We start from the raw sequence: 24,814 nt of genomic DNA on the forward strand, positions 1-24,814 counted from the left end.
GGCATTCTCTCGTGTGGTCGGGGTTCTACCCCAACGGCTCGCGCCACCCCCGCGCCCGCGACACCGCCTCCGCGAAGCGGGCCAGCCGCCCGGCGCGGTCGCACTCCCGGGGCATGATCTCGGCGCGCGCCGCGGGCGCCGGCAGGTCCGTGCCGAGCCCCAGCGCCGCAAGCTGTGCCGCGCCGAAGGCCGTGAGCTCCTCGGTTCCCGGCAGCACGATGGTCGCGCCGGTCACGTCGGCGAGGAACTGGCAGAGATAGGCCGAGCGCGTGAGCCCTCCGTCCATCGAGACGCGCTCCACCGGTCGACCCTGCCCCATCCGGGCAATGACCTCGGCGGCGCGCAGCGCCACGCCCTCGATCAGCGCCTGCGCCATGTCTGCGCGGGTGGTGGCTCCGGTCATGCCGATGAAGAGCCCGGCGGCCGAGCCGTCCCAATGCGGCGCGGCAAGCCCCGCCAGTGCCGGAACGAAGGCGAGACCCCGGTCGATGGCCGCCTCCGCCTCGAAGGCAGAAAGCGCCTCGGGCGCATCCAGCAGCCCGATCCGCAGCGCCCATTCCACCGCGGCGCCGGCGGCATGAACCCCGCCGTCGAGCGCATAGGTGGTGCGCGCACCGACCTGCCAGGCAACCGTGGGCAGGAGCCCGCTGTCGCCTGCGTCGGGCACGGTCTCGCCGCTGATCGCAAGGGCAAAGGCGCCGGTGCCGAAGGTGATCTTGGCGTCGCCGGGCGCCCGGCAGCCGTGCCCGTAGAGCGCCGCCTGCTGGTCGACCACCGCGGCGGTCACCGGCACCCCGCCGATGCTGCCGAAGTCCGACACCGTCGGCCGGATCTCGGGAAGGCAGTCCATCGGCACGCCGAAAAGCGCGCAAAGCTCCGGATCCCAGCGCCCGGTCTCGAGCGACATCAGCGACGTGCGCGAGGCCGTGGTGACATCGGTCAGGCAGCGGCCCGTCAGGGACTGGAGGAAGAATGCATCCGTCGTGCCGAGCCGAAGGCGGCCGGCCTCGTGCGCGGCGCCCACCTCGGGGCACTCCTCCAGCAGCCAGGCGAGCTTGGACGCCGAGAAATACGGATCGAGCGGCAACCCCGCCCGGCGGCGCACCTCGGCCTCGTGATCCGCCATGGCGGCCAGACGCGCCTCGGTGCGCCGGTCCTGCCAGACGATCACCGGCGACAGCGGTTCGCCGGTCTCGGCGTCCCAGGCGAGACAGCTTTCGCCCTGGTTCGAGAGCGCGATGGCCTCCACCGGTCCGGCGGCGGCAATCACCGCGCGCAGGTTCGCGAGCAGCTCGTGCGGGTCGTGCTCGACCCGGTCGGCCTTCGGGAAATGCTGGGCGTGGCGCACCGCGTGCACGATCTCGCACGCCCCGGTCTCGTCCGCGACGAGCCCCCGGGTCGAGGTGGTGCCCTGGTCGAGCGCGAGGATCCGCATGGTCTAGCCGTCCTGCTCCAGTTCGAGACGAAGATCGCCCGCCAGCGCGGCGGCGTCCAGTGCCGGCACCGCAAGACGGATCGGCTGTTCGGGGTAGCTGCGCACCGAGCGCACGGCGACTTCGCGCCCCCCGGCATCGCGAAGCACGATCCGGCCGTGGGCAGCGCCCTCGGCGCGGATGTTCATCACGAAGGCGCCCTGCCCCGAGGCAACCCGCTGCGGCACCGCGTAGCGCAGCCCGGCGCCCGGCAGAATGCGGACGCCCTCGGGTGTCGCGGCCTCGCACGCGAAATCCGCGACCAGCGCCTGCGCGGCCCGGCGGCCCTCGGCCCAGCATTGCCCGGCGGTCTCCACCGGGTGCAGCACGTTGCCGGCAACGAAGACATGCGGGTCCGAGCTGCGCCCGCTGGCGTCGATCTCGGGGCCCAGCGTGCGGCTGTCGAGCGCAAGCCCGCTGGAGCGCGCAAGCGTCGCCTCCGGCGTGAAGCGCCCGGAGAAGACGATGCCGTCGCAGGCAAGGCGCCGTTCCTGTCCCGCGCGGTCGCGCAGCACCAGCGCCTCGACACGGGCCTTGCCCTCGATCGAGAGCAGCTCCGCGCCGGTCAGCACCGGAACCCCCAGCAGCTTGCAGAGCATCATGTTGATGCGCCGGGTCTGCGGCCGGGTCCGTGTCTCGACCATCGTGACGGGTCGGATGCCGTGGCGCCGACAGGTCAGCAGCGCCGAGAGCGAGACCAGCTCGCTGCCGACGATGACCGGCCGCGCAAAGGGCGTCTTGCCCTCGAGGTAGACGAAGCTCTGCAACGCGGCGGTGTTCATCACGCCGACCGGGCGCATCCCGGGCGCCAGTCGCTGCGCCCGCGTGCGCTCGCGGTTGCCGGTGGCCACGAGGATGCGCCGCGCGGTCAGCGTCTCGGCCCCCTCGGTCGTTGCCAGTTCGAGCACACCGCCCGGACGGATCGCCGTTGCCGTGCACCGGGTGCGGATCTCGACCCCGGCGGCCTCGGCGGTCGCCACGAGCCGGCGGGCGTAAGCCGGGCCGCTCAGCACCCGGCGGAATTCGCGCATCCCGAACGGCGGGTGCCCGCAGTGGCGCGGAATGCCGCCCGCCTGCTCGAAGCGCTCCAGCACGACGACCCGCGCCACGCCCTGTTTCTTCAGCTCGACCGCTGCGGACAGCCCGGCGGGGCCGGCGCCCACGATGGCGACATCGTATTGCACGCTCATTCCGCATCCTCCGGCAGGATCGGCGCCCTCAGGCGTCCCTCCGACAGGCTCGCGATGCGCGCGAGACAGTTGAACCCCTGGCAGCGTCCCATGGCGCAACGGGTGCGTCGTCGCAGCCCGCCGAAATCGCCGGGCGGCAGCGGGCTGTCGAGCGCCGCGCGGATCTCGCGTTCGGTCACCATCTCGCAATGGCAGACGATGCCGTCATGTCCCGGGCGCTGCCAGTCACGCGGCAGATGCTCGGCGAGGGTCGGCATCTGCGGCTGCGGCGGGGTCTCGACCGGTACCGCGCTGGCCGCGTTCTGCTGCTGCCAGAGCCGGAAGACATGCCGCGCGATCCCCAGCGCGCCGGTGAGCCCGGTCGAGCGGATGCCGCCGGCGCAGTAGTAGCCAAGCTCGGCGCGGGCATGCACCCGGTATTCCTTGCGGTCGCTGGCGGGACGCAGCCCGGCATAGACCGCCGTCACCGGCATGCCCTCCAGCGCGGGAACGAGGTCGACCGCCTTGGCGATCAACGCCTCGAGTTCCGGGCGGGTGACGTCGGGACGGTCGCGTGCCTCCTGCTCCTCGGCGGTCGGTCCGACCAGGAGATTGCCGTAGATCGTGCGCGTCAGCACCACGCCCTTGGTGCGGTCGTTCGGCACCGGCAGCAGGATCGTCTTCAGGAACGCCGAAGCTGCCTTGTCGAAGACCACGAACTGGCCCTTGCGGGGGCGGATCTCGAAGCTTTCCTCGCCGGTGAACATCGCCTCGACCCGGTCACCGTAGAGACCGGCACAGTTGACCACGGTGCGCGCGGCAACGGGGCCCGCGGCGGTGTCGAGATGCCATGTGTCGCCGTCGTGACGTGCTGCTCGCAGGGCGGCGTTGAAATGGAACTCCGCCCCGAGCATCTGCGCCTGTGTCGCGTAGGCAAGCGGCGCCGACCACGGGTCGATCAGGTGCTCGCGCGGAACAAGCAGCGCCGCCCGGACGCGGTCCGACAGGTTCGGCTCGCGCGCGAGCACGGCCTCGCGCGGGATGATGGCGGTGTCGGTGACGCCATTCTCCTGCGCCTGTGCGAGCAGCGTCGGCAGGCGCGCCTCTTCGTCTTCGGTCCAGGCGGCGACCATCGCCCCGGTTTCAAGCACCGGCAGGTTCATCGCCTCGCGGATCTGCATGTATTCGTCGTAGGCTTCCTGCATGCAGGCCAGCTCGAGCGACCCCGGGGGCGCGTCGAATCCGGTGTGCAGGATCGCGCTGTTGGCCTTGGATGCGCCCGACAGGATATCGGGCGCTGCCTCGATCACCGCCACGCGCGCGCCTTCCAGCGCGAACCGCCTCGCCATGGCACAGCCGACGACGCCCGCCCCGATGACCGCGACATCCGCTACACTCGTATTACCACCCAAGAGGAGTCTCCGTTCTTCGTAATCCCGGTCAGGCACCAGCCCCCGGATTTATCCTGAACGTGCACCTTTTTGACCGAGTCCACAATATTAACCCGCCTTATTTCCACAATCCTGTTGCGAGCGGTCAGCGTTTGCGCGTTTTTTCGGCAAATCCTTGATGACAGGAGGGGGGCAGAGCCAGCGACAGGGCGGCAAGGAGCAAAGGACCGGGGGCCGTGCAGGAGCCCCGGAAGACACGATGAGGACACCTCCCCGCCCGGTCACGCGCCCATCGCGGGGCGGATCGTTCAGGCCTCGTCGGCGACGATGATCTCGACTCCGGCCGCGCGCAGGGAGGCGGCGAACTCTTCCGGCGGCTCGCGATCGGTGACAAGCCGGTCGATCTGCGACAGCTCCGCCACCTCGAACACGCCCGCCTGGTCCAGCTTGCTGTGATCGGCCAGCACGGTGACCTTGCCCGCACGGGCAACCATGGCGCGGGCCAGTTCCGTCTCGCGCAGGTCGAAGTCCATGATCTCGCCACGCGTCATGCCGCCGATGGTCAGCACCGCGTGCTGCGCCTTGAACTGCCGAAGCTGCTCGATGGCAAGCGCGCCGAGGGTCTCGCGGCCTTCGGCGGCGATCTCGCCGCCCAGCAGGTAGAGCCGGTGCTGCCCCTCGGGCCGCGCCAGAAGCCCCGCGATCTCGGGCGAATTGGTGATGACCGTCAGCCCGCGCCGGCGTGCGAGCGCCCGCGCAAAGGCAATGGTGGTCGATCCGGTGTCGACGAAGATCACCGCGCCCTCTTCGAAGAGCCCGGCGGCACAGCGTCCGATGGCGGCCTTCTCGGCGGTGCGCATCGCCATGCGCGCGTCGAAGGGCCCCTCGATCAGCCCCGTGTCGGCACCGTTCGAGGCCTTGCGCGCGCCACCGTGAAACTTGCGGATCAGCCCGGCGGCATCGAGCTCGTTCAGGTCGCGCCGGATGGTCTCGCGCGAGGTTTCGAATTGCTCGGAAAGCGCATCCACGTGCACCTCGCCCAGCTCGTCGACAAGCTGGACAATCGTTTCGCGGCGGGCGGCGGGTTTCATGCCACTTCCTTTCTGCAATCGGATAAGATCAATCCACAGGATTGACGGATCGGTCACTCGGCGCGCCCGTTCCGGCATCTTGAAGGAACTCCGCGGGGGCTGCAACGGAAATGCCCGCCGAAGCCCCTGTCGTTGACCCGGGATCACCCGGATCGGGCCCTTCGCTGCCCCTTCCCCGTGCAGACAGCTCCCTCATGCGCTTCCGGGCGCCCGGCTCAGAGGTCGATCAGCACGGATTTCGTGCGGCGGTTCGCAAGATAGGCCTCACGGCCGAGGTCCTTGCCGAGTCCACTCGCCTTCCATCCGCCGGTCGGCAGGATGTGGTCGCGGGTGCGGCCGTAGCGGTTGACCCAGACGGTGCCGGCCTCGAGCCGCCGCGTCAGACGCAGCGCGCGACTGACGTCGCTGGTGAAGAGCCCGGCGGCAAGCCCGTAGGTCTCGTGCGCGGCAAGCTGCATCGCCTCGTCCTCGGTCCGGAAGGTCTGGAAGGTGGCGACGGGGCCGAAGATCTCCTCGGTCACGGCGGGGCTGTCCTGCGTCACCCCCGAAATCAGCGTCGGCTGGTAGTAGCTGCCCGGCGTCTCGAAGGGCGCGCCGCCGCAGAGGATCTCGCCGCCCTGCGCCTTCGCGGCCTGCACGATCCCGTCGATCCGGCGCAGCTGCTTGTCCGAGATGATCGGCGAGAAACCGGCCTGATCGGCCAGCGTGTCGGTGGGCGCGTATGTGGAGAAACGCGCGCGCAACCGCTCGGCCAGCGCGTCGGCGATGCTTTCCTCGACAAGGATGCGCGACCCCGCCACGCAGAACTGCCCGGCGTTGGGCATGATCCCGGTCTCGAGGCTCTTTGCCGCGACATCGAGGTCGGCATCCGCGAAGACCACCATCGGGCTCTTGCCGCCAAGCTCGAGCGTCATCGGCTTGATGCCGGTGCGGGCGATGTTCTCCATGATCGCGCCGCCGGCCCGGGTGGAGCCGGTGAAAGAGACCTTGTCGATGCCCCGGTGCCCGGTGATCGCTGTGCCCGTGGTCGGCCCGTCGCCCAGCACCACGTTGACGAGCCCGGCAGGGATGCCCGCCTCGACCGCCAGTTCGGCGAGGCGCAGCGTCGTGTAGGGTGTCATCTCCGAGGGCTTGAGCACGATCGCGTTGCCCGCCGCAAGCGCCGGCCCGAGTTTCCAGGCCGCCATGGAGATCGGAAAGTTCCACGGCGTGATCGCGCCCACGACGCCATAGGGATGGTCCGAGATGAAGCCGAACTGCGCGTCAGAGGTCGGCACCAGCGTGCCCGCCTCCTTGTCGGCGAACTCGGCAAAGAAACGGATCTGCTCGGCGCTGACCAGAACGTCGCCGGTCCGGGCCAGTGCCGCCGGGCGCGACGAACAGATTGCTTCGAGCCGTGCCAGCTCCTCGGCGTTCTCCTCGATCAGCGCGGCCCATGCGTGCATCGCGCGCAGCCGGTCGCGCGGCGTGAGCCCGGCCCAGCCCGACGTCGCCAGCGCCTCGCGCGCAGAGCGCACGGCAGCATCGACCAGCTCGGCATCGGCGCAGGGAATGGCGCCGATCCGGGCACCCGTGGACGGCGAGATGACCTCGATGGCGTCGGGACCGGAGACATACCGCCCGCCGATGTAATGCCCCTTTGGCAGCTGGATTTCGTGGTCGGACATGAGGCACCTCCGGTTGAGCGTTGCACAAGGAACGGGCGGCCCCTCCGCCAGATGCCGACTGAACGGCCGTTCGCACGGGAACCGGCAGGCTCATGGCCCGATCCCGCGGCGCATACTGCCGGTTCGGGCGCCACTTGCAACCGCGCAGCCTGTCTGACCGATCTTTTCGGCCTTCCACCCGCCGACATGCCTGCGCGCGGGGCAGCCGGTCAGCAGAGGTGCCGCCCCAGCGCAAGGATCATCTCGACCGCGCCGGCCAGCTCGTCCTCGCGCAGATATTCCTCGGGCCGGTGTGCGCGACCGATGTCGCCCGGGCCGCAGACGATGGCGGGAACCCCCGCCTGCTGGAACAGCCCCGCCTCGGTGCCGAACGAGACCGCAGCCTGCGGCGCGTTGCCCGACAGTTCGGCAGCGAGCGTGGCCAGCGGATGCCCGGGATCGAGCGCCAGCGCAGGGTAGGACGAGAGCCATTCCACGGAAACATCCGATGCCGTCGCCACCGGATCGAGCAGCGCGCGTGGATCGGCTCCCGGGATGGCACGCGCCTCGATCCTGGCCTCGGCATGGTCGGGGATGATGTTGAGGGCCTGCCCGCCCTCGACGGTGCCGATCTGAAGCGTCGACCATGGCGGCGCGAACCGGTCGTCCTGCGGGCCGTGCACCAGCGCCTCGGCCTGCGCGGCGGCGGCGGTGAGCGCCGGCAGCAGCGCATGGATCGCGTTCACCCCCAGATCCGGACGCGAGCTGTGCCCCGCCTGCCCCTCGGCCACCAGCCTCAGCGCCGCCTTGCCCTTGTGGCCCAGCACCGGGACGAGCCCCGTCGGCTCGCCGACGATGCAGCCGAGCGGCGGGGCGCAAAGGTCGGGCAGCCGCGACAGGAGGTGCGGCACGCCGCGGCAGCCGAGCTCCTCGTCATAGGACAGCGCGATATGAACCGGCGCGGCGAGCGGCATGGCCGCAAGCTGCGGCGCCGCCGCCAGCACCGCCGCGTCGAAGCCCTTCATGTCGCAGGCGCCGCGACCGATCAGGCGGCCACCCTCTCGCCGCAGCACGAACGGATCGCCCTGCCAGCCGGGCTCCTGCGCCGGAACCACGTCGACATGCCCTGACAGCACGTAGCCCGGCAGGTTCGGATCGCCGATGGTGGCGAAGAGGTTGAAGCGGTCGCCCTCGGGGCCGGGCAGCAGCGTCACCTTCGCTCCCTGCGCCTCGAGGTAATCCCGCACCCACCCGATGAGGGGCGCGTTTCCGGTCCCCGCAACGGTGGGAAAGCCCACCAGCCGTTCCAGTAGTCCGATCGCCTCGGTCACGCGCCTGTCTCCCTCTGCACCGGATGCATGATTACGCATCGGTGCCGGGTTTCCCGGGGCAGCGCAAGAGAGCCGCCCCGCGCGGGCGCGAGGCAGCGACAGGACCGACCCGTCAGTGACTGGTGCCGCTGGGCCTCGCATGCTGGTCGAGCGGCGTCCGGGGAAAGCGGAAAAGCCCGCCTGGCGTTGCCTCGTGCCGCTGGAACCCGTGGCGGTTGTAGAACGCCTCGAGCGCCGCGCGGTCGAGCCCCTGGTCGCCGAAGGGATCGTGGCGCAGCTCGATACCGAGCCCGACCTCGTCGGCGGCCTCGACCAGCCGGCGCAGGATGGCGTGGGCGATGCCCCTGCCGCGGTAGGCCGGCGCGACCCAGATCCCGCTGAGCATGAAGCGGCGGTTCACCAGCCCGTGCTCGAGATAGGCAACGTCGTCCTCGGTGTTGCGGTAATAGGTCCGCTCTCCGGTCTCGCCTTGCGTGGCGTGCAGATCCGGAACGTGGCGCAACGCCTCAAGTACCCGGTCATACTTGCGCTCGGCCTGGCTGCGGGCCCGCTTGATGCCGCTGTCGATCTCCGAGGTCAGCTCGGGATGCCGCGCCTCGCAATAGGATCTCATCCCGTTCTGGAGCGCCAGCGCAACGAAGGCGCGCAGGTCGCTTTCCAGGCGTGCGTTCTCGGCCCTGAGGGCCTCGAGCTGCGACGGCAGAGGGTGCTGCGCATAAAGCTCGGTCTCGTCGGTGTGATGCATGGTCTCCTCCCCAGCGGCTTTACTATAGCGGAAGTTCGCGGTGTGCCCAGACCGCTGCGCCGATTTTCGCCGCTCCGCCCCGCGCCACCGGGTCGCGGCCAGCGCACGACGGCCGGACCGCAGCCCATAACTCCCGGTCATGGCTTGCCCAAGCATTGCTATTTGCCTTGCCGCGCCGTTCACCGCTTAATTCACCGCATTCGAAGCGCGCTGCCCGCGCCCGGGCGGCGAACCGGTGGAGCACCACTCACCGCATCCCGGCAGAGGCATGACCGGGCGCCGGAGGAACGCGCAGACCGCAGGAGACTTGATCGCATGTATCGTATCGGCTTCGACGTGGGCGGCACCTTCACCGACTTCACGGCGCTCGAGACCGGAAGCGGCGAGGCCATCCACTTCAAGACCTCCTCGACCCCGCACGACCCGTCCGAGGCCATCGAGACCGGTCTGCGCCACTACGTCGAAGAGCTGGGCATCGCCCCCGAGGCTTTCGAGTTCGTCGGCCATGGCACCACGGTTGCCACCAACATGGTGATCGAGCGCCGGGGCGTGCCCACGGGGCTCATCACCACGAGGGGCGCACGCGACGTGCTCGAGATCGGGCGCCAAACCCGCCCGCATCTCTACGACTACGCGGTGACCAAGCCCGATCCGCTGGTCGAGCGCTACATGGCCCTCGAGGTGACGGAGCGTCTCGACGCCGACGGCCGGGTTCTGCGGCCTCTCGACGAGGCCGAGGTGCGGGCCGCCGCCGAGACCCTGCGCGATGCCGGCGCGCAGGCGGTCGCGGTCTGCTTCCTCCATGCCTATCGCGACGGGCGGCACGAACGCCGCGCCGCCGAGATCGTCCGCGAGGTCCTGCCGGACGCCTACGTGTCGATCTCTTCCGAGGTGCTGCCGGAATTCCGCGAGTTCGAGCGGTTCTCGACCACCGTCATCAACGCCTATGTCGGCCCGCGCATGGACCGCTACCTCGAAAGGTTCCTGCAACGCCTCTCCGATCTCGACATCGCGAGCGCGCCGCGCACGATCCACTCGAACGGCGGGCTGATGTCTGTGGACACCGTGCGCAGCTTTCCCGTCCGCACCTGCCTCAGCGGACCCGCCGCCGGCGTCGTGGGCGCGGCCAAGGTGGCGGGCGTCTCGGGGCATCCGAACATCGTGACCTTCGACGTTGGCGGCACCTCGACCGACGTGTCGCTGGTCGAGCAAGGGCGCCCGGCCTTCACCACCTCGCGGCTGGTGGCCGACTACCCGGTGCGCTGCCCGATGCTCGACATCAACGTGATCGGGGCCGGCGGCGGGTCTATCGCCGCGCTCGACGACGCCGGCGCGCTCAAGGTCGGGCCGAGGTCCGCCGGCGCGCACCCTGGCCCCGTGGCCTACGGACAGGGCGGGACCGAACCCACCACGACCGATGCCAACCTCGTGCTCGGACGGCTCGCCTCCGACACGCTGCTGTCGGGCCGGATGCAGGTCGACAAGGACGCCGCGCGCGACGTCATCGCGGCACGCATTGCCGAGCCGCTCGGCCTGACCGTCGAGGAGGCCGCGCTCGGCATCCTGCGTATCGCGGTTGCCAACATGGGCCGGGCGATCCGTGCGGTGTCGACCGAAAAGGGCCATCGGCTGCAGGATTTCGCGCTTTTCGCCTATGGCGGCGCGGGGCCACTGCACGCCCCCGCCGTGGCCGTCGAGACCGGCATCAGGACGGTGCTGGTGCCCGCCCAGCCGGGCACCATGTGCGCGCGCGGCATCCTGCTGTCGGACGTGGGCTTCGATTTCGTCCGCACCGGCGTCTCGACCGCCCGGCCGGACCGCTGGGCCGGGATCGGCGCGGCGTTCGCCGAAATGCGGCGGGACGGCACCGCGTGGCTCGAGAACGAAGGCGTGCCCGAGGATCGCCGCGCCATGCAATACGTCATCGACGCCCGCTACGACGGGCAGAACCACGAGGTGCAGGTGCCGCTCGATGCGCCCGACGCAGGCTTCGATGCCTTCATGGACGGCTTCCGCGCCGCGCACCGGCAGGAATACGGCTACGACATCGCGGATCGCGCGGTCGAGATCGTGAACCTGCGGCTTTCGGTCAGCGGCGCCTCGGGTGCGGAGCCCGAGACGGGATACAGCCCGCAGGACGGCGACCCGGTGCTCGGCGCGCGTCAGGTCTATTTCGATGGCGGCTGGTACGAGACGGTGATCTACGACCGCGCGCGGCTTCCGGTCGGACCTTTCGTCGAAGGCCCCGCCATCATCCAGGAAATGTCCTCGACCACCATCGTGGAGCCCGGCCAGCGGCTGCGCGTCGACGGGTCGGGCACGATGATCATCGAGGTATGACGCCATGACCGAGACCGGCACACCCGCCCTCTCCGACCCGATCGCCATGGAGGTCTTCACCAACCGCCTGCTCGCGGTCGCCGACGAGATCGGCACCTCGATGATCCGCGCGTCGTTCTCCTCGAACATCAAGGAACGCAAGGACTGCTCGGTGGCGCTGTTCTCGGCCGACGGACGGCTGATCGCGCAGGCCAGCCACATCCCTTTGCACCTCGGCTCGCTCATGGGATCGGTCGGCGCGGTGCTGGAGGCCTACCCCGCCGAGCGCATGGCCGAAGGCGATGTCTTCATCTGCAACGACCCCTACGCGGCCGGCGGCACCCACACGCCCGACATTTCGGTGGTCACGCCGGTCTTCGCTGGCGGGCAGCTGCGCTACTTCACCGCCAACATCGGCCACCATTCGGACGTGGGCGGCACGGTGCCCGGCTCGATCCACGGCGGCGCCACCTCGATCTTCGAGGAAGGTCTGCGCCTGCCGGTGATGAAGCTATTCCGCGCCGGCGTGCTCGACGAGGACCTGCTGCGGATGATCTCGCTGAACTCGCGCTCCGCCGAGGAGCGCTGGCTCGACATCAAGGTCCAGGCGGCAGCGAACGAGCGCGGCGCCCGGCTGATGCGCGAGCTGGCCCAAACGCTGGGCGCCGACAAGGTCGACGCGCTGGTCGAGGACCTGTTCGCCTACACCGCGCAACGCCTGCGCAACCGCATCGCCGAGATGCAGGACGGCACCGCGAGCTTCCGGTCGAGCATCGAGAGCGACGGCGTCGGCCCGGTCGAGGTGCCGATCCAGGCCAATGTGACCGTGCGCGGCGACCGGCTGATCGTGGATTTCGAAGGCACCGGTCCGCAGGCTCGCGGTGGTCTGAACGTCGTGGCCTCAGCGCTCAATGCCTCGGTCTACTACGTGGTGAAGACGCTGCTCGATCCCTACCTGCTGCCGAACTCGGGCATGTTCGACGGGGTCGAGATTTCCGCCCCCGAGGGCAGCATCCTGAACCCGCGTCCGCCCGCCGCGACCGGGGCGCGCTCGATCACCTGCAACAAGGTGGTGCGCGCGCTGATCGGCGCCTTCTCGCAGCTGCTGCCCGAGGATCGCGGACAGGCCGCCGGGCAGGACATCGTGCCGGTCATGGTGTTCTCGGGCAAGCGGCGCGGGCGCGACGAGGGCTATGTCTACCTCGAATCCATCGGCGGCGGCGCGGGGGCCCGGGCGCTCGGCAACGGCATGGACGGGGTGCACGTGCATATCACCAACTCGTCGAACCTGCCGATCGAGCCGCTCGAGATCGAATACGACCTGCGGGTCGACGAATACGCGCTGGTCGATGACAGCTCCGGCGCCGGGCGCTATCGCGGGGGCATGGGGCTGGCGCGGCAGATCTCGGCCCCGAACGGCGGCGTCACATTCACCGCGCGCTCGGACGGCCACCGCGACGGCCCGCCCGGCACCAAGGGCGGCACCCCGGGCCGCCCGGCCAAGCTTCTTAAGAACGCCGGCACCGATCACGCCGAGGAGCTGAGCCCCATGGTCGCCAACCTCGCGCTCGGCCCCGGCGAGACCGTGCGGCTGGAAACCCCCGGCGGCGGCGGTTTCGGAGACCCGTCGCAACGCGATCCGGCGGCCCTGGCCCGCGACCTGCGCGACGGCCGGATCAGCCACGCCCGTGCGGTGGACCTCTACGGCGCCGAGATGGTGGCCCGGGCGCGGCCCGGCGACTGACCCTCCGGCGATGACGCGCCGCTCTCAGCCCGGAATGCCGTGCTGCTTGCTCGCGCCCGTGTGGGCAATGTCGATCTCGGCGCCCAGCGCCTCGAGTCCGCGCAGGATGCTCTCGAGCAGGCCGTTCTCGTCGCCCCGCATGCCCTCCTCGAGCGCGACGCCGGTCTCGCTCGCGTCATAAGCCCAGCGGCGCAGGATCTCGATCTTCTGCGCGGTCGTGAGCTGCGCATCCTCCAGCACCTCGGCGGGCGCGGCATAGACGGCTCCCGGGTCGGTCATTGCCCTTTGCAGGATTGCGTTGTCCTTCTGCATCCCATGTCTCCTCCTCGGTCCCGGCCGGCTGGCACCCACACCGTCCATGCGCCTGACCCTTGCGCCCCGTCGTCCTGACCTTTTCCTGTCCGGCCACAAATCAGAAGAAGCGGGCGGCAGGCGCGATCCGCGATGAGTTGCAGGCCACAGACGAAGCGCGCCGATGACCGCGACTTCACCAAGGGCGCCATACCGACACCTTTGGCGAAAAATTCCGTCGCACTGACCTGATAGCATGCCGGCGCCGGCGCGGCCTTGACCGCCGTCAACGGCGTGCAGCGCGCCCCCGGTCTACCACGGCAGCGGCGCACCGCCCTCGGTCGAACGGCGCGACGCCACCCCGGACGCGGGCGCATCCGTCGCCTGCCGCCGCGACAGGACATCTGCAAGCACGAGGTAGGACGAGGCGACATGGCTGCGCATCAGCCGGCGGGTGGCCTCGGCATCCTGCGCAAGGATGGCCTCCGTGATCGCCCGGTGTTCGGCCCGCGAGGTCGCCAGCCGGCCCGCGTCGGAATGGAAGTTCGCGGCGCGCCAGGCGAGCGTGCGCAGGCTCATCTCGTCGAGCGTCGCCGCGAGGATCGCGTTGCGCGCGCCGGTCTTGATCGCATCGTGAAAGCGCGCGTTGATCGCCCCGTAGGCGTCGGGGTCGTCGCAGGCGTGACCCTCGGCCAGGATGCTCTGAAGCTGGCGCCGCTCGATCTCGCTCATCCGGTGGGCGGCCAGTGCGGCAAGCGCGCTCTCGACCTCGCCCGAGGCCTCGAAGAGCTCGGACAGGTCCTCGGGGGCCATCTTGCGCACGACGAAGGCCCGCCGGGCGCCACGTTCGGCGAGATCGGCCTGCGCCAGCCGGTGCAGCGCCTCGCGCACCGGGGTCCGCGAGACCCCGAACTGTTCGGCCAGCGCCTGCTCGACGAGCGGCTCGCCCGGCACCATTCGCCCCGCGACGATACGGTCAAGAAGCGTCCGGAAGATGGTTTCTGCTGCACGATTGGTCACTGGTCGTCCGCCTTCGCGTTAGAGTGCACTTTACGCTTGCATATGTATACATGTCTCAACAAGCTGAATTCATAAATGCGCCGAACAATGGGGAGAGATCGGTGCAAAACGCCTCGTTTCCAGGCCGGGGCGGGCGAGATCGGGGCAAACCCGGCCGCCGCGAAAGCCACTGGGCAAGTTGAAGAAAAAGGGAGGAGACAATGCCAACAGGAGAGAGAACACATGACGGAGATCGACCACAAGAAGGTCCTGGCCGAGCGCCTGTCCGCGAGATTCGGACGCCGTGCCGTCCTCAAGGGGATTGGTGCAGGCATCCTGACCGCATCCGCCGCCGGCGGCGTGCCGAACATCGCGCGCGCGCAGCAGAGCGGTCACATCAAGATCGCCTCGATCAAGGTGATCGACACGCTGGACCCGCATTTCACCGGGTTCCTGTCCGCCATCCAGATCATCAACAACATTCATAACGGCCTGCTCAAGATCGCCTACGACGGCGAGAACGTGACCTTCGAGCCGGACCTTGCCGAAACCTGGGACCTCGAGGACGACAAGACCCACGTCTTCAAGCTGCGCGAAGGGGTGAAGTTCCACGACGGCACCGACTGTGACGCCGAGGCGGTCAAGTTCTCGCTTCTGCGCGTCAAGGAAGGCGAACCCAAGTCGCCGCACGCCTGGAAGCTGGCGCTGCTCGACGACATCGAGATCGTCGACCCGCTGACCCTCCGGCTCAAGTTCTCGCAGCCCTACGCCTTCCTGCCGGTGGCGCTGAACGGCTCCACGGGCCGCGCGGGCACCATCGTCAGCCCCACCGCCGCGCAGAAATACGGCACCGACTACGGCCGCAACCCGGTCGGCACCGGTCCGTTCAAGTTCGTCTCCTGGCGCGAGAACGACGCCATCGAGCTCGAGGCCAACACCGAGTATTTCGAGCCCGGCCTGCCGAAGCTCGAAAGGGTCACCTTCGTGCTGATGAACGAGGCATCGACCGCGCTCGCCGCGCTGATGGCCGGCCAGATCGACGGCATGACCGACTGCCCCATGCAGCTCGTGGACCAGGTCGAGGCCTTCCCGAACGCCACGCTCTACGGCGAGATCGAGGGCAACTACACCTTCGTCGGCATGAACTGCCGCCGGGCGCCCTTCGACGACATCAACCTGCGCCGCGCGGTGGCATGGGCGCTCGACCGCGACGCGATCGTGAAGCAGGCGTATTTCGGCCGGGCCCAGCAGGCCTACACGCCGATCTCGCCGCCGATGACCAAGTTCTTCGACCCCGACATCGCGAGCTCGGGCCGTGGCCAGTGGTTCGACCTCGAGAAGGCCAAGGAGTTCCGCGCCAAGGCCGCCAACCAGGGCGAGATCGAGGCCACCTACATGATGGCCGAGCGCGGCCCGGTCGGCACCCGCATCGCGCAGACCGTGGCACCGATGCTGGCGCAGATCGGCATCAAGGCCAATCTCGAGCTGATCGAGCCCGCCGCCTGGGTCAAGCGCCGCAACGCGGGCGACTTCGACTTCTACGACTTCAAGTGGGTCGCCGACCTCGACCCCGACGAGACGCTCTACCCCGAGTTCCGCTCGGACGGGGCGTGGAACTTCTGCGGCTGGCAGAACACCGAGTTCGACGACCTCTGCGCGCAGGCGCAGGTGGTGCTCGACACCGAGCCCCGCAAGGAGCTCTACTACAAGGCCGAGGATCTGCTCATGGATGAGGCACCGATCGCCATCATGGCGCACATGCCGATCTACAAGGTCTTCGCGAACAAGGTGAAGGGCTTCCAGTACATCCCCGCCGACCTCGTGAACCTGCACACCGTGAGCATCGCCTGATGCTCAAACAGGCACTGGGAAAGATCGCGCAGACGCTGGTCGTCCTGATCGTCGTCTCGGTGGCCACCTTCGGACTTCTGAAGCTGGCGCCGGGCGACCCGATCCAGATCATGCTGGGCTCGGAATACTCGCAGGAGGCCTACGAGTCGCTCACCGCCGAGCTCGGGCTCGACCGACCCTTCCTCGTCCAGTACGCGGACTGGGCGGTCAGCTTCGTGCAGGGCGACTGGGGCACCTCCTACGTCGCGCGCAACGACATCTTTACCTATGCCGTCAAGGAGGCGCTGCCCGTCACGCTGACGCTCGCCTCCTTCTCCCTGGCCTTCGCGATCCTCATCGGCGTGCCGCTCGGCGTGCTGTCGGCGGTCAAGAAGGACACCGCGTTCGACGCGGGTGCGGCGGTGCTGGCCCTGACCGGCACCGCCTTCCCGTCGTTCCTGCTCGGCATCCTGCTGATCTGGTTCTTCGCGGTGAAGCTGGGGCTGTTTCCGGTCATGGGATATGTCTCGCCATGGCAGGATTTCTGGACCGGCATATACCACATGATCCTGCCCGGACTGACGCTTTCGACCTACTTCATCGCGATGATCACCCGCCTGACCCGGGCGACGCTGATCGAGGTGATGGAGCAGCCCTACATTGCCGCCGCCCGCGCCCGCGGCGAGCCCGCCTGGCGCGTCATCTGGGTGCACGGCGTGCGCAACATCGCCATGCCGCTGGTCACCATCCTCGGGCTGCAGCTCGGCGTGCTGCTGCAGGGCACCGTGCTGACCGAAACGGTCTTCAACCTGCCCGGCATCGGCCAGATGCTCACCGCCGCCGTGCTCGGCCGGGAATACATGGTCGTGCAGGCAGGCGTGATGATGACCGCCACCCTCTTCATCGGAGTGAACCTTCTCGTGGATCTCTCCTATCCCTTCCTCGATCCGCGGCTGAGGACCAAGAAATGAGCGCAGAGACCACCGAGGCGCCCACCACGCTGCCGCCCTCCGAGCCGCCCGCGAAGCCGAAGACCGGACGCAAGTCGATCTTCCTGCGGCGGCCCTTCTTCACCATCGCGCTGATCGTCACGGCGGCCTATGTCATCGCCGCGATCTTCGCCCCCTTCGTGGCACCCTACGACCCGGTCGCGCAGGACATGAACGCCATGATGCAACCGCCCACCGGGGCGCATCCGATGGGCACCGACAGCTACGGGCAGGACATCCTGAGCCGGGTGATCTACGGCGCCCGCTACGCGCTGGTGATCGGCATCTTCTCGGTGCTGATCGGGGCCGTCGGCGGGCTGGTCATCGGCCTTGCCGCCGGGCTCTCGGGCGGCTGGCTGGAATGGGCGCTGATGCGGCTCATCGACAGCATCCTCGCCCTGCCCTCGCTGATCCTCGCGGTGGCCTTCATCGCCATCCTCGGACAGGGCGTGGACAAGGTGGTGATCGCCGTGGGCCTGTCGATGATCGGCCCCTTCTCGCGCACCGTGCGCGCCGATGTCATGCAGGTGCGCGTGCAACTCTTCGTCGAGGCCGCGCAGCTCATGTCGATCCCCTACTTCAAGGTGATCTGGCGCCACATCCTGCCGAACGTGATCTTCCCGCTCGCGGTGCAGGTGACGATCCGCATCTCCGAGGCGATCCTCGTCTCGTCCTCGCTGTCGTTCCTCGGCATCGGCGTGACACCGCCCACCCCCGACTGGGGCCTGATGATCGCCGAGGGCCGCGCCTTCGTGAGCTTCGCCGCGTGGATGTCGGCCATGCCCGGCTTCGCGCTCGCGCTGCTTCTCATCGCGCTGTCGATCGTCGGTGACGGCATCCGCGAGGAATTCGACCCCAAGCTGCGGAGGTCCGCATGAAGGACACCGTTTCCCCTCCAGTCCTGACCCTCTCCGATCTCACCGTGCATCGCGGGGCCGCGAAGATCCTCGACCGGGTGAGCCTGTCGCTCGCCCAGGGCGAGACACTGGCACTCGTCGGCGAGAGCGGCGCCGGCAAGTCAACCATCGCCACGGCAATCATGCGGCTGCTCGGCGACGCGAAGGTCGAGGGCACCGCCGAGCTCGAGGGCGCGGGCGACCTGCTCGCCCTGCCCGAGAAGCAGATGGTCAGGCTGCGCGGCCGCCGCCTGTCGATGATCTTCCAGGACGCGGGGTCGGCGCTCAACCCGGCCTATACCGTGGGGCGGCAGCTGGTCACCGTGCTGCGCCGCAACCTCGGGCTGTCGAAGGCCGAGGCGCGGACCCGCGCGGTCGAGCTCTTCACCTCGGTCGGCATCAACGATCCCGAGGGCCGGCTTTCGGCCTATCCGCACCAGCTGTCGGGGGGCATGCAGCAACGGGTGATGGTCGCCATCGCGCTGGCCGGCAACCCCGACCTGCTGCTCGCGGACGAGCCCACCTCGGCGCTCGACGTGACGATCCAGGCGCAGATCGTGCGGCTGATCCTGCAACAGACCCGTGCCCGGGGGGCCAGCTGCATCTTCGTGCTGCACGACCTCGCGCTTGCCAGCCAGGCCTGCGACCGGATCGTCGTGCTCTACGCCGGGCAGGTGGTCGAGGCCGGCCCCGCCCGCGACGTGCTCGAACGCCACCGCCACCCCTACACGCAGCAGCTCAAGTCCTGCGTGCTCGAGATCGGCACCGAGGAGCTGAACGCGCCCGAGGGCACCGTACCGCCGCACGACCAGATGCCGAAGGGCTGCCGCTTCGCCACCCGCTGCCCGCGCGCGCTGTCGCGCTGCGCCCACGAGGCGCCGCCGCTCACGCCAGCCGCGCCCGAGGCGACAAGCCCGCTTTCCCACCATTTTGCCTGCTGGAACCCCGAATGATCATGGGACAGAAACACCCCCGCCCCGAGACCTCCGGCCAGCCCGCGCCGCCGGTCTTCGAACTGATCGAGGTCGAACAGGTCTTCCCGGTGCCCAAGCCCGGCCGCGGCCTGTTCAGCCGCGACACCGTCGGACTGCGCGCGCTCGACGGCGTGCGCCTGCGCGTCCCGCAGGGCGCCTCGCTGGCGCTCGTCGGCGAAAGCGGCTCGGGCAAGTCGACGCTCCTGCGGGTTCTGCTCGGGCTCGACGCGCCCAGCGGCGGCCGCGCGCTCTACCGTGGCAAGCCGATCCGCGAGGCCCGCGCCCGGGGCACCGGCTTCGCCCGCGACGTGGCGATGGTCTACCAGGACGCGCGCGGCTCGCTCGATCCGCGCATGACCGTGGGCCAGCTCATCGCCGAGCCGCTGCGCCATTTCGGCATCGTGCCGCCGGCCGAGGAGCAGGCCCGCGTGGCCCAGCTCATCGACCGTGTGGGCCTGCCGACCGACGCCGCCGCGCGCTACCCCTCGGGGCTGTCCGGCGGGCAGGTCCGGCGGGTCGCAATCGCCCGCGCACTGGCCTCCGAACCCTCGGTGCTCGTGGCCGACGAGGCGGTCTCGGGGCTCGACGTTTCCACGCAGGCGCAGCTTCTGACGCTGCTGCGCGGGCTGCAGCGCGACATGGGGCTGACGCTGGTCTTCATCACCCACGACCTCGGCGTTGCGAGCTATCTCTGCGAGGAGATCGCCATCATGTATCTCGGCCGCATCGTCGAGACCGGCCCGACCGACGCGGTGCTCAACCAGCCGGCGCACCCCTACTCGGCCGCGCTGCGCGCCGCCGCGCCGCGCTTCTTCGAGGCCATTCCCGAGCCGCTGCCCGGCGAGATCCCCAGCCCGCTCGACCTGCCGCAGGGCTGCCGGTTCTCCACCCGCTGCCCCGCCGCCCGCGACGATTGCCGCCTGCGCGACCCGCAGCTCGGCACGCGCGGCGCCGACCGCGCCGTCGCCTGCCTGCACCCGCTCGACGCGCCTGACCTCGACGCTGCGTCATCGGCGGCGGAGATCGCCTGACGGAAAATCTGGAAGTCGGCCCGATGGACGTGCTGCATCTCGTGGCAGCACTGCACGCGCGCCTTGGCATCGCCATTCCCGAGGCGGAATACCAAGCAGATCGAAACGCCCGACAAGGCGACCGCCGACCTCGCACGGCGGCTTTCGGAGGGCTAACCCTTCAGACAAGAAACGGCGGGCCCCGCAGGACCCGCCGTCATTTTCATCCGGCACGTATCGCCGCGCGACGTTTACTTCGCGGCGGCCTTCGAGGCCGTCTTCGTGGCTGTGTCGGTCGCGACCGATGCCATGCCGGCGAATTTGCCACCGGAATCCTTCGCGACATCCGCGAAGGCTTCGGTCGCACGCTGCGCCAGCTGCATCTGGGCCTGCGCGAAGTCGCTGAACGCCTGACCGTAGTCGGTCGGGGTCGCGCGGGCGGTCGAGAGCTTGCGAACGTTGTCGAAGGTCTCGGTTGCCGAACCGGCCATGATCTCGGTGGTCTTCGCGGCCGCGTCAGCCGCAACCCCGGTCATCTGCTCGTTGATGTCGGCCATGCGCTTGAAGCCATCCTCGAGCGCCTTGTTATCCATCATGTTGGGCATCTGGCCAAAAATCTTGGTGAAATCGGTTTGCTTGGTCATCGTATTCTCCTTTCGGGCGCCGTTTCAGGCGGTCTCATCATCTGACACAGAACATGATTGCTGCAGCGCAGCATTTCAACCCCCCTTGTTTCCCGCGTGAGTCCGACGCAGCGGAGTGACCTCGTTCGTGGGCCGGTCCCTGGCCCGGGGCACACGGGGCTCGCCCCTGGGGTACGGGCCGCCGCGTGCCCGGATTTGAGGCATCGGCTACCCGGCTATCAGCCACGCCTCGACGCTTCGAAGCACGGAAGAGCCCAGCTGCATGATCCTACGCATTCACCGATCGAACAGCAGATCACTCGATTTATCCCGTCGCGCGCCAGATTTTCGCAGAGGTGCCCTTGCCCCGTAGACATTGTTGCGGATTTAGAACAAATGATCGCTGAACAAATCGTGCGAAAACAACGCTTTCAAATAAGACGGTTGCAACCTAGTGTGGAAGCCGAAGATCAGGATTCCACCCAGTGCTGCATATGTATGATTACCAGCTTGAACCTCTGGCCGAAACGGATGCGTCGCCGGTCAAGGTCGTCGTCGCCGACGACGACGCGCTTCAGCGAGCGTATATCTCTGCGATCCTGAAAAAACTAGGGTATGAAGCGCATGAAGCCGCGGATGGCAGAGATGCGCTCAGGATGATGCACGACCTGTCGGCAAAGGTGCTCGTGTGCGATCTCGACATGCCCGGCATGAACGGTCACGAGCTGGCGCGCAAGATACGCCAGACCGAAGATGATCATTACATTCATATCCTTATGGTCACCGGCCAGAATCAGCGGCACGAGCGGGAACGCGCGCTTGAGGCGGGCGTCGACGACTTCATGGCAAAGCCGCTCGATACCGCGAGCCTGACCGCCCGCATCCGCTCGGCCGGACGGCTGCTGCGCCACGAGCAGCTGCTGACCGAACGCAGCCGAGTGCTCGCCGAGGCGAAGGAGCGCATCGAGGACGATCTACGGACGGCGGCCGACGCCCAGCGCCGGCTGCTGCCTCCGGCGCATCAGCAGGTCAAAGGCTGCCGCTTCCATTCGGCCTTTACGCCGTCGAACATCCTGTCCGGCGACATGTACGGCTATTTCCAGGTCAGCGACAATCACACGGGCTTCTACGCCATCGACGTGGCCGGGCACGGCGTTCACGCGTCGCTCATGTCGGTGGCGGTGGGGCACCTGCTGACCGCCGAGCACTTCGGCGAACGTGCCTTCGACGATAGCGGCCGCCCCAATCCGGCGGCGTTGGCCGGCTCGCTCAACAGGCGCTTCTACCGTGACGACGGCACCGAGTATTTCACCATGTTCTGCGGGCTCATCGAGCACGATACCGACACGCTGCACTACTGCCAGGCGGGCTATCCGTCCCCCTACCTGCTGTCGCGGGACGGCACTGCTCGCAAGATCGGGAACGGCGGCTTTCCGGTCGGCCTGCTGTCGGGTGTGAGCTTCGAAAGCCATAGCACGCATTTCCCGAAAGACGCCTGCCTCGCGCTCTGCTCGGACGGGGCCATGGAAGCCGAGAACCGCGACGGGCTCCCCTTCGACGAGGAGCGCGTGGAAGCCGCCCTCACCGCTTCCGCCGCACGGCCCGAAGCAATTCCCGACCGCATCGTCGACGCGCTCGACCACTGGCGCGAGGGCCGCACGCTGGATGACGACCTGACCGTGCTTGTCTGTGAAAGGACCCCAGAACAATGATCAAGACCACCGTTCACGATGACCTCGGCATCTGCGTGGTGAACCCCGCCGTGGAACGGCTCACCGCCGCCAATGCCACGCAGTTCAAGGAAGAGGCGCTTGCCCTGATCGAGCAGAAGCACGACCGGCTGGTCATCGACCTCGGCGGCGTGAGCTTCGTGGATTCGTCCGGAATCGGCGCGCTCGTGGGGCTTCTGAAGCGCCTCGGCAACCGCGGCGAGGTCGTGGTCTGCAGCCTGCAGGGCAGCGTCAGCCAGATGTTCCGGATCACCCGGATGGACCGCGTCTTCAGCGCCTACCCCGATGTCGACGCGGCGATCAAGGCGCTCGAGGAGCGGGTCTGATGCCGATCGTCCTAGAGATGCAGCCAAGTCTTGACCGGATCGACCCGCTGGTTCTCTCCCTCAAGAAGGAATTCGAGAACCTGCTGTCCGAGGAGAAGCTCGGGTCGATGGAGATCGCGCTTGCCGAGGCTTTGGCCAACGCCGTGACGCATGGAACCTCCGCCGGGCAGAGCGAACCGATCCGTGTCACGGCCTCGGACAGCGCTGCCGGTGTCACCGTCGAGATCGTCGACGCGGGCAAGCAGGTGCCGCGCGAGCTCTACGAGAACGTCGCCGCGCTCGAGGATGTCGACCCCCTGGCGGAGAACGGGCGCGGGCTGCCGCTGATCCGGTTCCTGACCGACGATCTCGTGTTCGAGCACCGTGACGGCCAGAACAGGCTCCAGCTTCTATTCGCGCGCGACCCTTCGGCCTGATGCGGCGGGCCGGGCCTCATCCATGCGGCTATCCCGAAGATCCCGTCGGAGCGGCCGGAAAGACGCATTGCCAGCCGATGCCGCCGGGTGGACACCGCGCGCTCGGCCCCGGCCCCCTACTTGCTTCCATCGTCAACAGCTCCAAGCAGAGAACCACCGGACCCCAGGCATGACCCTGACAAGATCCCACCTTTTCGCATCCGTGCTTCCGGCCTTTCTGGTCCTGGCAGGCGCCCCGCAGCCCGCGATGTCGCAGGACGGGCCGCAATCCTCCGGCACCGGGCTCGATGCCCCCGTTTCCGAACTGCTGCCGCCGGCGGAAGGCACCGCACAGGAGCCGGACGGAGGGCATTTCGGTCGTAACGGTCCGCTCACCCCCCGCGAGATGGACATGGCCCGCACCGCATGGAGCTACTTCGTCGAGAGCTACCAGCCTGAAACCGGTCTCGTGAACGCGGTGGGCTCCTATCCCTCGACGACTCTGTGGGACACGGCGTCCTACATCAGCGGGCTGGTCGCGGCCTACGAGCTCGACATCATCGACAAGCGCGAGTTCGACACCCGCGCGACCAAGCTGATCGCCACGCTGCGCAACCTCGACCTGTTCCGTGGCGAGGCCCCGAACAAGGTCTACAACACCGAGACCGGCGCCAAGGTGAACTATGCCAACCAGCCCGGAGAGGTCGGCTTCTCGGTGCTCGACATGGGGCGGATGCTGGTCTGGCTGCGCATTCTCAAGGAGCGCTACCCCTATCTCGCCAACGGCGTCGACAACATCCCGCTGCGCTGGAACTACTGCAACATCGTCGAAGACGACGGCCGGCTGTTCGGCTCGATCGTGAACGGCGCCGGCGAGACCCGCTACGTGCAGGAGGGCCGTCTCGGCTACGAGGAATACGCCGCCAAGGGCTTCGCGCTCTGGGGGTTCGACGTCTCGGGCGCCTTCGACCCCGCGCCGCTCGACTACTACGAGATCTACGATGTGGAGGTGCCCTACGACGGCCGCGACCCGCGCATCTTCCACAACCAGAACTACGTGCTGACCGAGAGCTACCTGCTCGACGGCCTCGAGCTCGGCTGGGACCTGCCGCGCAACGACCCCGACGGTCCCGGCATCGCGACGCAGGGCTGGCGGGCGGAATTCGCGCACCGCATCTTTCTTGTCCAGCAGCGCCGCTTCGAGGCCACCGGCATCATCACCGCGCGCTCCGAGCATCAGGTCGAGGGCAAGCCCTACTTCGTCTACGATTCCATCTTTGCCGACGGCTACGCCTGGAACACGCTCGACCCGAGCGACGTCTACCAGCCCGACCGCGCGGCGGTGGCCTCGAAAGCGGCCATAGGCATGTGGGCGCTGTGGGACGTGCCCTACACCGACCTGCTGTTCGAGACCGTGGCCGACCTGTCCGAACCCGAGGGCGGCTTCTACGAGGGGCTCTACGAGAACGGCAACGGCTACATCCCGCTGCAGACCGCCAACAACAACGGCATCATCCTCGCGGCGCTGCTCTACAAGGTCGAGGGTCCGATCCTCGACTACCTGAACGAGAACACCAGCTTCTGGGACATGGCCTACGGCGAGACGGACATCCGCAAGAACCGCTGCCTGCCGCAGCCCATGGTCGTCGAGGCGAGCTGCGACTGCGAGGAGCTGCCGCAGCCCGAACCCGCGGTGCCGTGGAGCGAATTCAAGTACTGCCGGCCGCTGCAACGCGAAGAGGGGATCGCCGCGACCGAATGCCGGCCCGAGGTCCAGAGCTTCGCCAAACCCGAGCCGCGGGTCGTCCTGCCCAAGACCTGCCGGTCACCCTGGGGGCAATAA

The 24,814-nt window shown here is 68.6% G+C and carries 21 protein-coding genes; 11 read left to right on the top strand and 10 right to left on the bottom strand.

The window, feature by feature from the left end; translation table 11 throughout:
* Positions 1-25: 25 nt before the first annotated feature.
* From D6860_RS03200 to D6860_RS03230, 7 genes are all read right to left on the bottom strand, one after another.
* The gene (locus D6860_RS03200; RefSeq protein ID WP_076624069.1) at positions 26-1,435 is read right to left on the bottom strand and encodes an FGGY family carbohydrate kinase; all 1,410 of its coding nucleotides are present in this window, start codon (positions 1,433-1,435) and stop codon (positions 26-28) included.
* A 3-nt stretch (positions 1,436-1,438) separates the two neighbouring features.
* Positions 1,439-2,662, bottom strand: coding sequence for an NAD(P)/FAD-dependent oxidoreductase (locus tag D6860_RS03205; RefSeq protein WP_076624067.1), 1,224 nt, complete (start codon positions 2,660-2,662; stop codon positions 1,439-1,441).
* Positions 2,659-4,053 carry an NAD(P)/FAD-dependent oxidoreductase gene (locus tag D6860_RS03210; RefSeq protein WP_076624065.1) on the bottom strand — a complete coding sequence of 465 codons (1,395 nt, stop codon included), beginning with the start codon at positions 4,051-4,053 and terminating at the stop codon, positions 2,659-2,661. The genes D6860_RS03205 and D6860_RS03210 overlap by 4 nt, the downstream gene beginning before the upstream one ends.
* Before the next feature lie 287 nt (positions 4,054-4,340).
* Positions 4,341-5,123, bottom strand: coding sequence for a DeoR/GlpR family DNA-binding transcription regulator (locus D6860_RS03215; RefSeq protein ID WP_076624064.1), 783 nt, complete (start codon positions 5,121-5,123; stop codon positions 4,341-4,343).
* A 215-nt stretch (positions 5,124-5,338) separates the two neighbouring features.
* Entirely contained in the window at positions 5,339-6,790 is a 1,452-nt protein-coding gene (locus tag D6860_RS03220) for an aldehyde dehydrogenase family protein (RefSeq protein WP_076624062.1), read from the bottom strand.
* Between the two features lie 209 nt (positions 6,791-6,999).
* Positions 7,000-8,100 carry an acetylornithine deacetylase gene (gene argE / locus D6860_RS03225; protein WP_229743208.1) on the bottom strand — a complete coding sequence of 367 codons (1,101 nt, stop codon included), beginning with the start codon at positions 8,098-8,100 and terminating at the stop codon, positions 7,000-7,002.
* 112 nt (positions 8,101-8,212) lie between these two features.
* Positions 8,213-8,845 (bottom strand): GNAT family N-acetyltransferase, encoded by a 633-nt coding sequence (locus tag D6860_RS03230; RefSeq protein WP_076624059.1) that lies wholly within the window; start codon positions 8,843-8,845, stop codon positions 8,213-8,215.
* A gap of 315 nt (positions 8,846-9,160) precedes the next feature.
* Here D6860_RS03230 and D6860_RS03235 point away from each other — a divergent pair, with 315 nt between their 5' ends.
* Together D6860_RS03235 and D6860_RS03240 are read left to right on the top strand one after the other, a co-directional pair.
* Positions 9,161-11,185: a hydantoinase/oxoprolinase family protein gene (locus D6860_RS03235; protein ID WP_076624057.1), complete on the top strand. Its 2,025-nt coding sequence runs from the start codon at positions 9,161-9,163 to the stop codon at positions 11,183-11,185.
* A gap of 4 nt (positions 11,186-11,189) precedes the next feature.
* Positions 11,190-12,908 (top strand): hydantoinase B/oxoprolinase family protein, encoded by a 1,719-nt coding sequence (locus D6860_RS03240; protein ID WP_076624055.1) that lies wholly within the window; start codon positions 11,190-11,192, stop codon positions 12,906-12,908.
* A 24-nt stretch (positions 12,909-12,932) separates the two neighbouring features.
* Here D6860_RS03240 and D6860_RS03245 read toward each other — a convergent pair whose 3' ends face one another.
* Together D6860_RS03245 and D6860_RS03250 are read right to left on the bottom strand one after the other, a co-directional pair.
* Positions 12,933-13,220, bottom strand: a complete 288-nt coding sequence (locus tag D6860_RS03245) for a hypothetical protein (protein WP_076624054.1) — start codon at positions 13,218-13,220, stop codon at positions 12,933-12,935.
* 291 nt (positions 13,221-13,511) lie between these two features.
* Positions 13,512-14,219: a GntR family transcriptional regulator gene (locus D6860_RS03250; RefSeq protein ID WP_083697830.1), complete on the bottom strand. Its 708-nt coding sequence runs from the start codon at positions 14,217-14,219 to the stop codon at positions 13,512-13,514.
* A 222-nt stretch (positions 14,220-14,441) separates the two neighbouring features.
* On the opposite strand from D6860_RS03250, the gene D6860_RS03255 reads away from it, so the two are divergent.
* From D6860_RS03255 to D6860_RS03275, 5 genes are read left to right on the top strand one after another with little or no spacing between them, the layout of a single operon-like run.
* Positions 14,442-16,049, top strand: coding sequence for an ABC transporter substrate-binding protein (locus tag D6860_RS03255; RefSeq protein ID WP_076624052.1), 1,608 nt, complete (start codon positions 14,442-14,444; stop codon positions 16,047-16,049).
* Entirely contained in the window at positions 16,049-16,999 is a 951-nt protein-coding gene (locus tag D6860_RS03260; protein WP_076624051.1) for an ABC transporter permease, read from the top strand. The genes D6860_RS03255 and D6860_RS03260 overlap by 1 nt, the downstream gene beginning before the upstream one ends.
* A complete protein-coding gene (locus tag D6860_RS03265) occupies positions 16,996-17,895 on the top strand; it encodes an ABC transporter permease (protein WP_076624049.1) in 900 nt (299 codons plus the stop codon). Before D6860_RS03260 ends, D6860_RS03265 begins: the two co-directional genes overlap by 4 nt.
* On the top strand, positions 17,892-18,866 hold the full coding sequence (locus D6860_RS03270; protein WP_076624048.1) for an ABC transporter ATP-binding protein: 975 nt from the start codon (positions 17,892-17,894) through the stop codon (positions 18,864-18,866). Before D6860_RS03265 ends, D6860_RS03270 begins: the two co-directional genes overlap by 4 nt.
* A complete protein-coding gene (locus D6860_RS03275; protein WP_076624046.1) occupies positions 18,863-19,918 on the top strand; it encodes an oligopeptide/dipeptide ABC transporter ATP-binding protein in 1,056 nt (351 codons plus the stop codon). The genes D6860_RS03270 and D6860_RS03275 overlap by 4 nt, the downstream gene beginning before the upstream one ends.
* A gap of 230 nt (positions 19,919-20,148) precedes the next feature.
* On the opposite strand, the gene D6860_RS03280 is transcribed toward D6860_RS03275, so the two are convergent.
* A complete protein-coding gene (locus D6860_RS03280; protein ID WP_017468251.1) occupies positions 20,149-20,541 on the bottom strand; it encodes a hypothetical protein in 393 nt (130 codons plus the stop codon).
* 473 nt (positions 20,542-21,014) lie between these two features.
* Here D6860_RS03280 and D6860_RS03285 point away from each other — a divergent pair, with 473 nt between their 5' ends.
* The 4 genes from D6860_RS03285 (at position 21,015) to D6860_RS03300 (ending at position 24,814) form a co-directional block, all read left to right on the top strand.
* On the top strand, positions 21,015-22,232 hold the full coding sequence (locus tag D6860_RS03285) for a PP2C family protein-serine/threonine phosphatase (RefSeq protein WP_076624045.1): 1,218 nt from the start codon (positions 21,015-21,017) through the stop codon (positions 22,230-22,232).
* On the top strand, positions 22,229-22,576 hold the full coding sequence (locus D6860_RS03290; RefSeq protein ID WP_076624043.1) for an STAS domain-containing protein: 348 nt from the start codon (positions 22,229-22,231) through the stop codon (positions 22,574-22,576). The genes D6860_RS03285 and D6860_RS03290 overlap by 4 nt, the downstream gene beginning before the upstream one ends.
* Positions 22,576-22,992, top strand: a complete 417-nt coding sequence (locus D6860_RS03295) for an ATP-binding protein (protein ID WP_076624042.1) — start codon at positions 22,576-22,578, stop codon at positions 22,990-22,992. Before D6860_RS03290 ends, D6860_RS03295 begins: the two co-directional genes overlap by 1 nt.
* A gap of 169 nt (positions 22,993-23,161) precedes the next feature.
* Complete coding sequence (locus D6860_RS03300; RefSeq protein WP_076624040.1) at positions 23,162-24,814, top strand: DUF3131 domain-containing protein; 1,653 nt, start codon at positions 23,162-23,164, stop codon at positions 24,812-24,814.

The organism is Salipiger sp. D13 (assembly GCF_003703915.1).
Classification (GTDB): Bacteria; Pseudomonadota; Alphaproteobacteria; order Rhodobacterales; family Rhodobacteraceae; genus Salipiger; species Salipiger profundus.

Bases quoted from the DNA above. Each gene is read 5' to 3' on its own strand.
- D6860_RS03270 (WP_076624048.1), top strand. From the start codon at position 17,892: ATGAAGGACACCGTTTCCCCTCCAGTCCTGACCCTCTCCGATCTCACC.
- D6860_RS03260 (WP_076624051.1), top strand. From the start codon at position 16,049: ATGCTCAAACAGGCACTGGGAAAGATCGCGCAGACGCTGGTCGTCCTG.
- D6860_RS03290 (WP_076624043.1), top strand. From the start codon at position 22,229: ATGATCAAGACCACCGTTCACGATGACCTCGGCATCTGCGTGGTGAAC.
- D6860_RS03275 (WP_076624046.1), top strand. From the start codon at position 18,863: ATGATCATGGGACAGAAACACCCCCGCCCCGAGACCTCCGGCCAGCCC.
- D6860_RS03280 (WP_017468251.1), bottom strand. From the start codon at position 20,541: ATGACCAAGCAAACCGATTTCACCAAGATTTTTGGCCAGATGCCCAAC.
- D6860_RS03230 (WP_076624059.1), bottom strand. From the start codon at position 8,845: ATGCATCACACCGACGAGACCGAGCTTTATGCGCAGCACCCTCTGCCG.
- D6860_RS03255 (WP_076624052.1), top strand. From the start codon at position 14,442: ATGACGGAGATCGACCACAAGAAGGTCCTGGCCGAGCGCCTGTCCGCG.
- D6860_RS03240 (WP_076624055.1), top strand. From the start codon at position 11,190: ATGACCGAGACCGGCACACCCGCCCTCTCCGACCCGATCGCCATGGAG.
- D6860_RS03265 (WP_076624049.1), top strand. From the start codon at position 16,996: ATGAGCGCAGAGACCACCGAGGCGCCCACCACGCTGCCGCCCTCCGAG.
- D6860_RS03200 (WP_076624069.1), bottom strand. From the start codon at position 1,435: ATGCGGATCCTCGCGCTCGACCAGGGCACCACCTCGACCCGGGGGCTC.
- D6860_RS03300 (WP_076624040.1), top strand. From the start codon at position 23,162: ATGACCCTGACAAGATCCCACCTTTTCGCATCCGTGCTTCCGGCCTTT.
- D6860_RS03220 (WP_076624062.1), bottom strand. From the start codon at position 6,790: ATGTCCGACCACGAAATCCAGCTGCCAAAGGGGCATTACATCGGCGGG.
- D6860_RS03235 (WP_076624057.1), top strand. From the start codon at position 9,161: ATGTATCGTATCGGCTTCGACGTGGGCGGCACCTTCACCGACTTCACG.
- D6860_RS03245 (WP_076624054.1), bottom strand. From the start codon at position 13,220: ATGCAGAAGGACAACGCAATCCTGCAAAGGGCAATGACCGACCCGGGA.
- D6860_RS03215 (WP_076624064.1), bottom strand. From the start codon at position 5,123: ATGAAACCCGCCGCCCGCCGCGAAACGATTGTCCAGCTTGTCGACGAG.
- D6860_RS03205 (WP_076624067.1), bottom strand. From the start codon at position 2,662: ATGAGCGTGCAATACGATGTCGCCATCGTGGGCGCCGGCCCCGCCGGG.
- D6860_RS03285 (WP_076624045.1), top strand. From the start codon at position 21,015: ATGTATGATTACCAGCTTGAACCTCTGGCCGAAACGGATGCGTCGCCG.
- D6860_RS03295 (WP_076624042.1), top strand. From the start codon at position 22,576: ATGCCGATCGTCCTAGAGATGCAGCCAAGTCTTGACCGGATCGACCCG.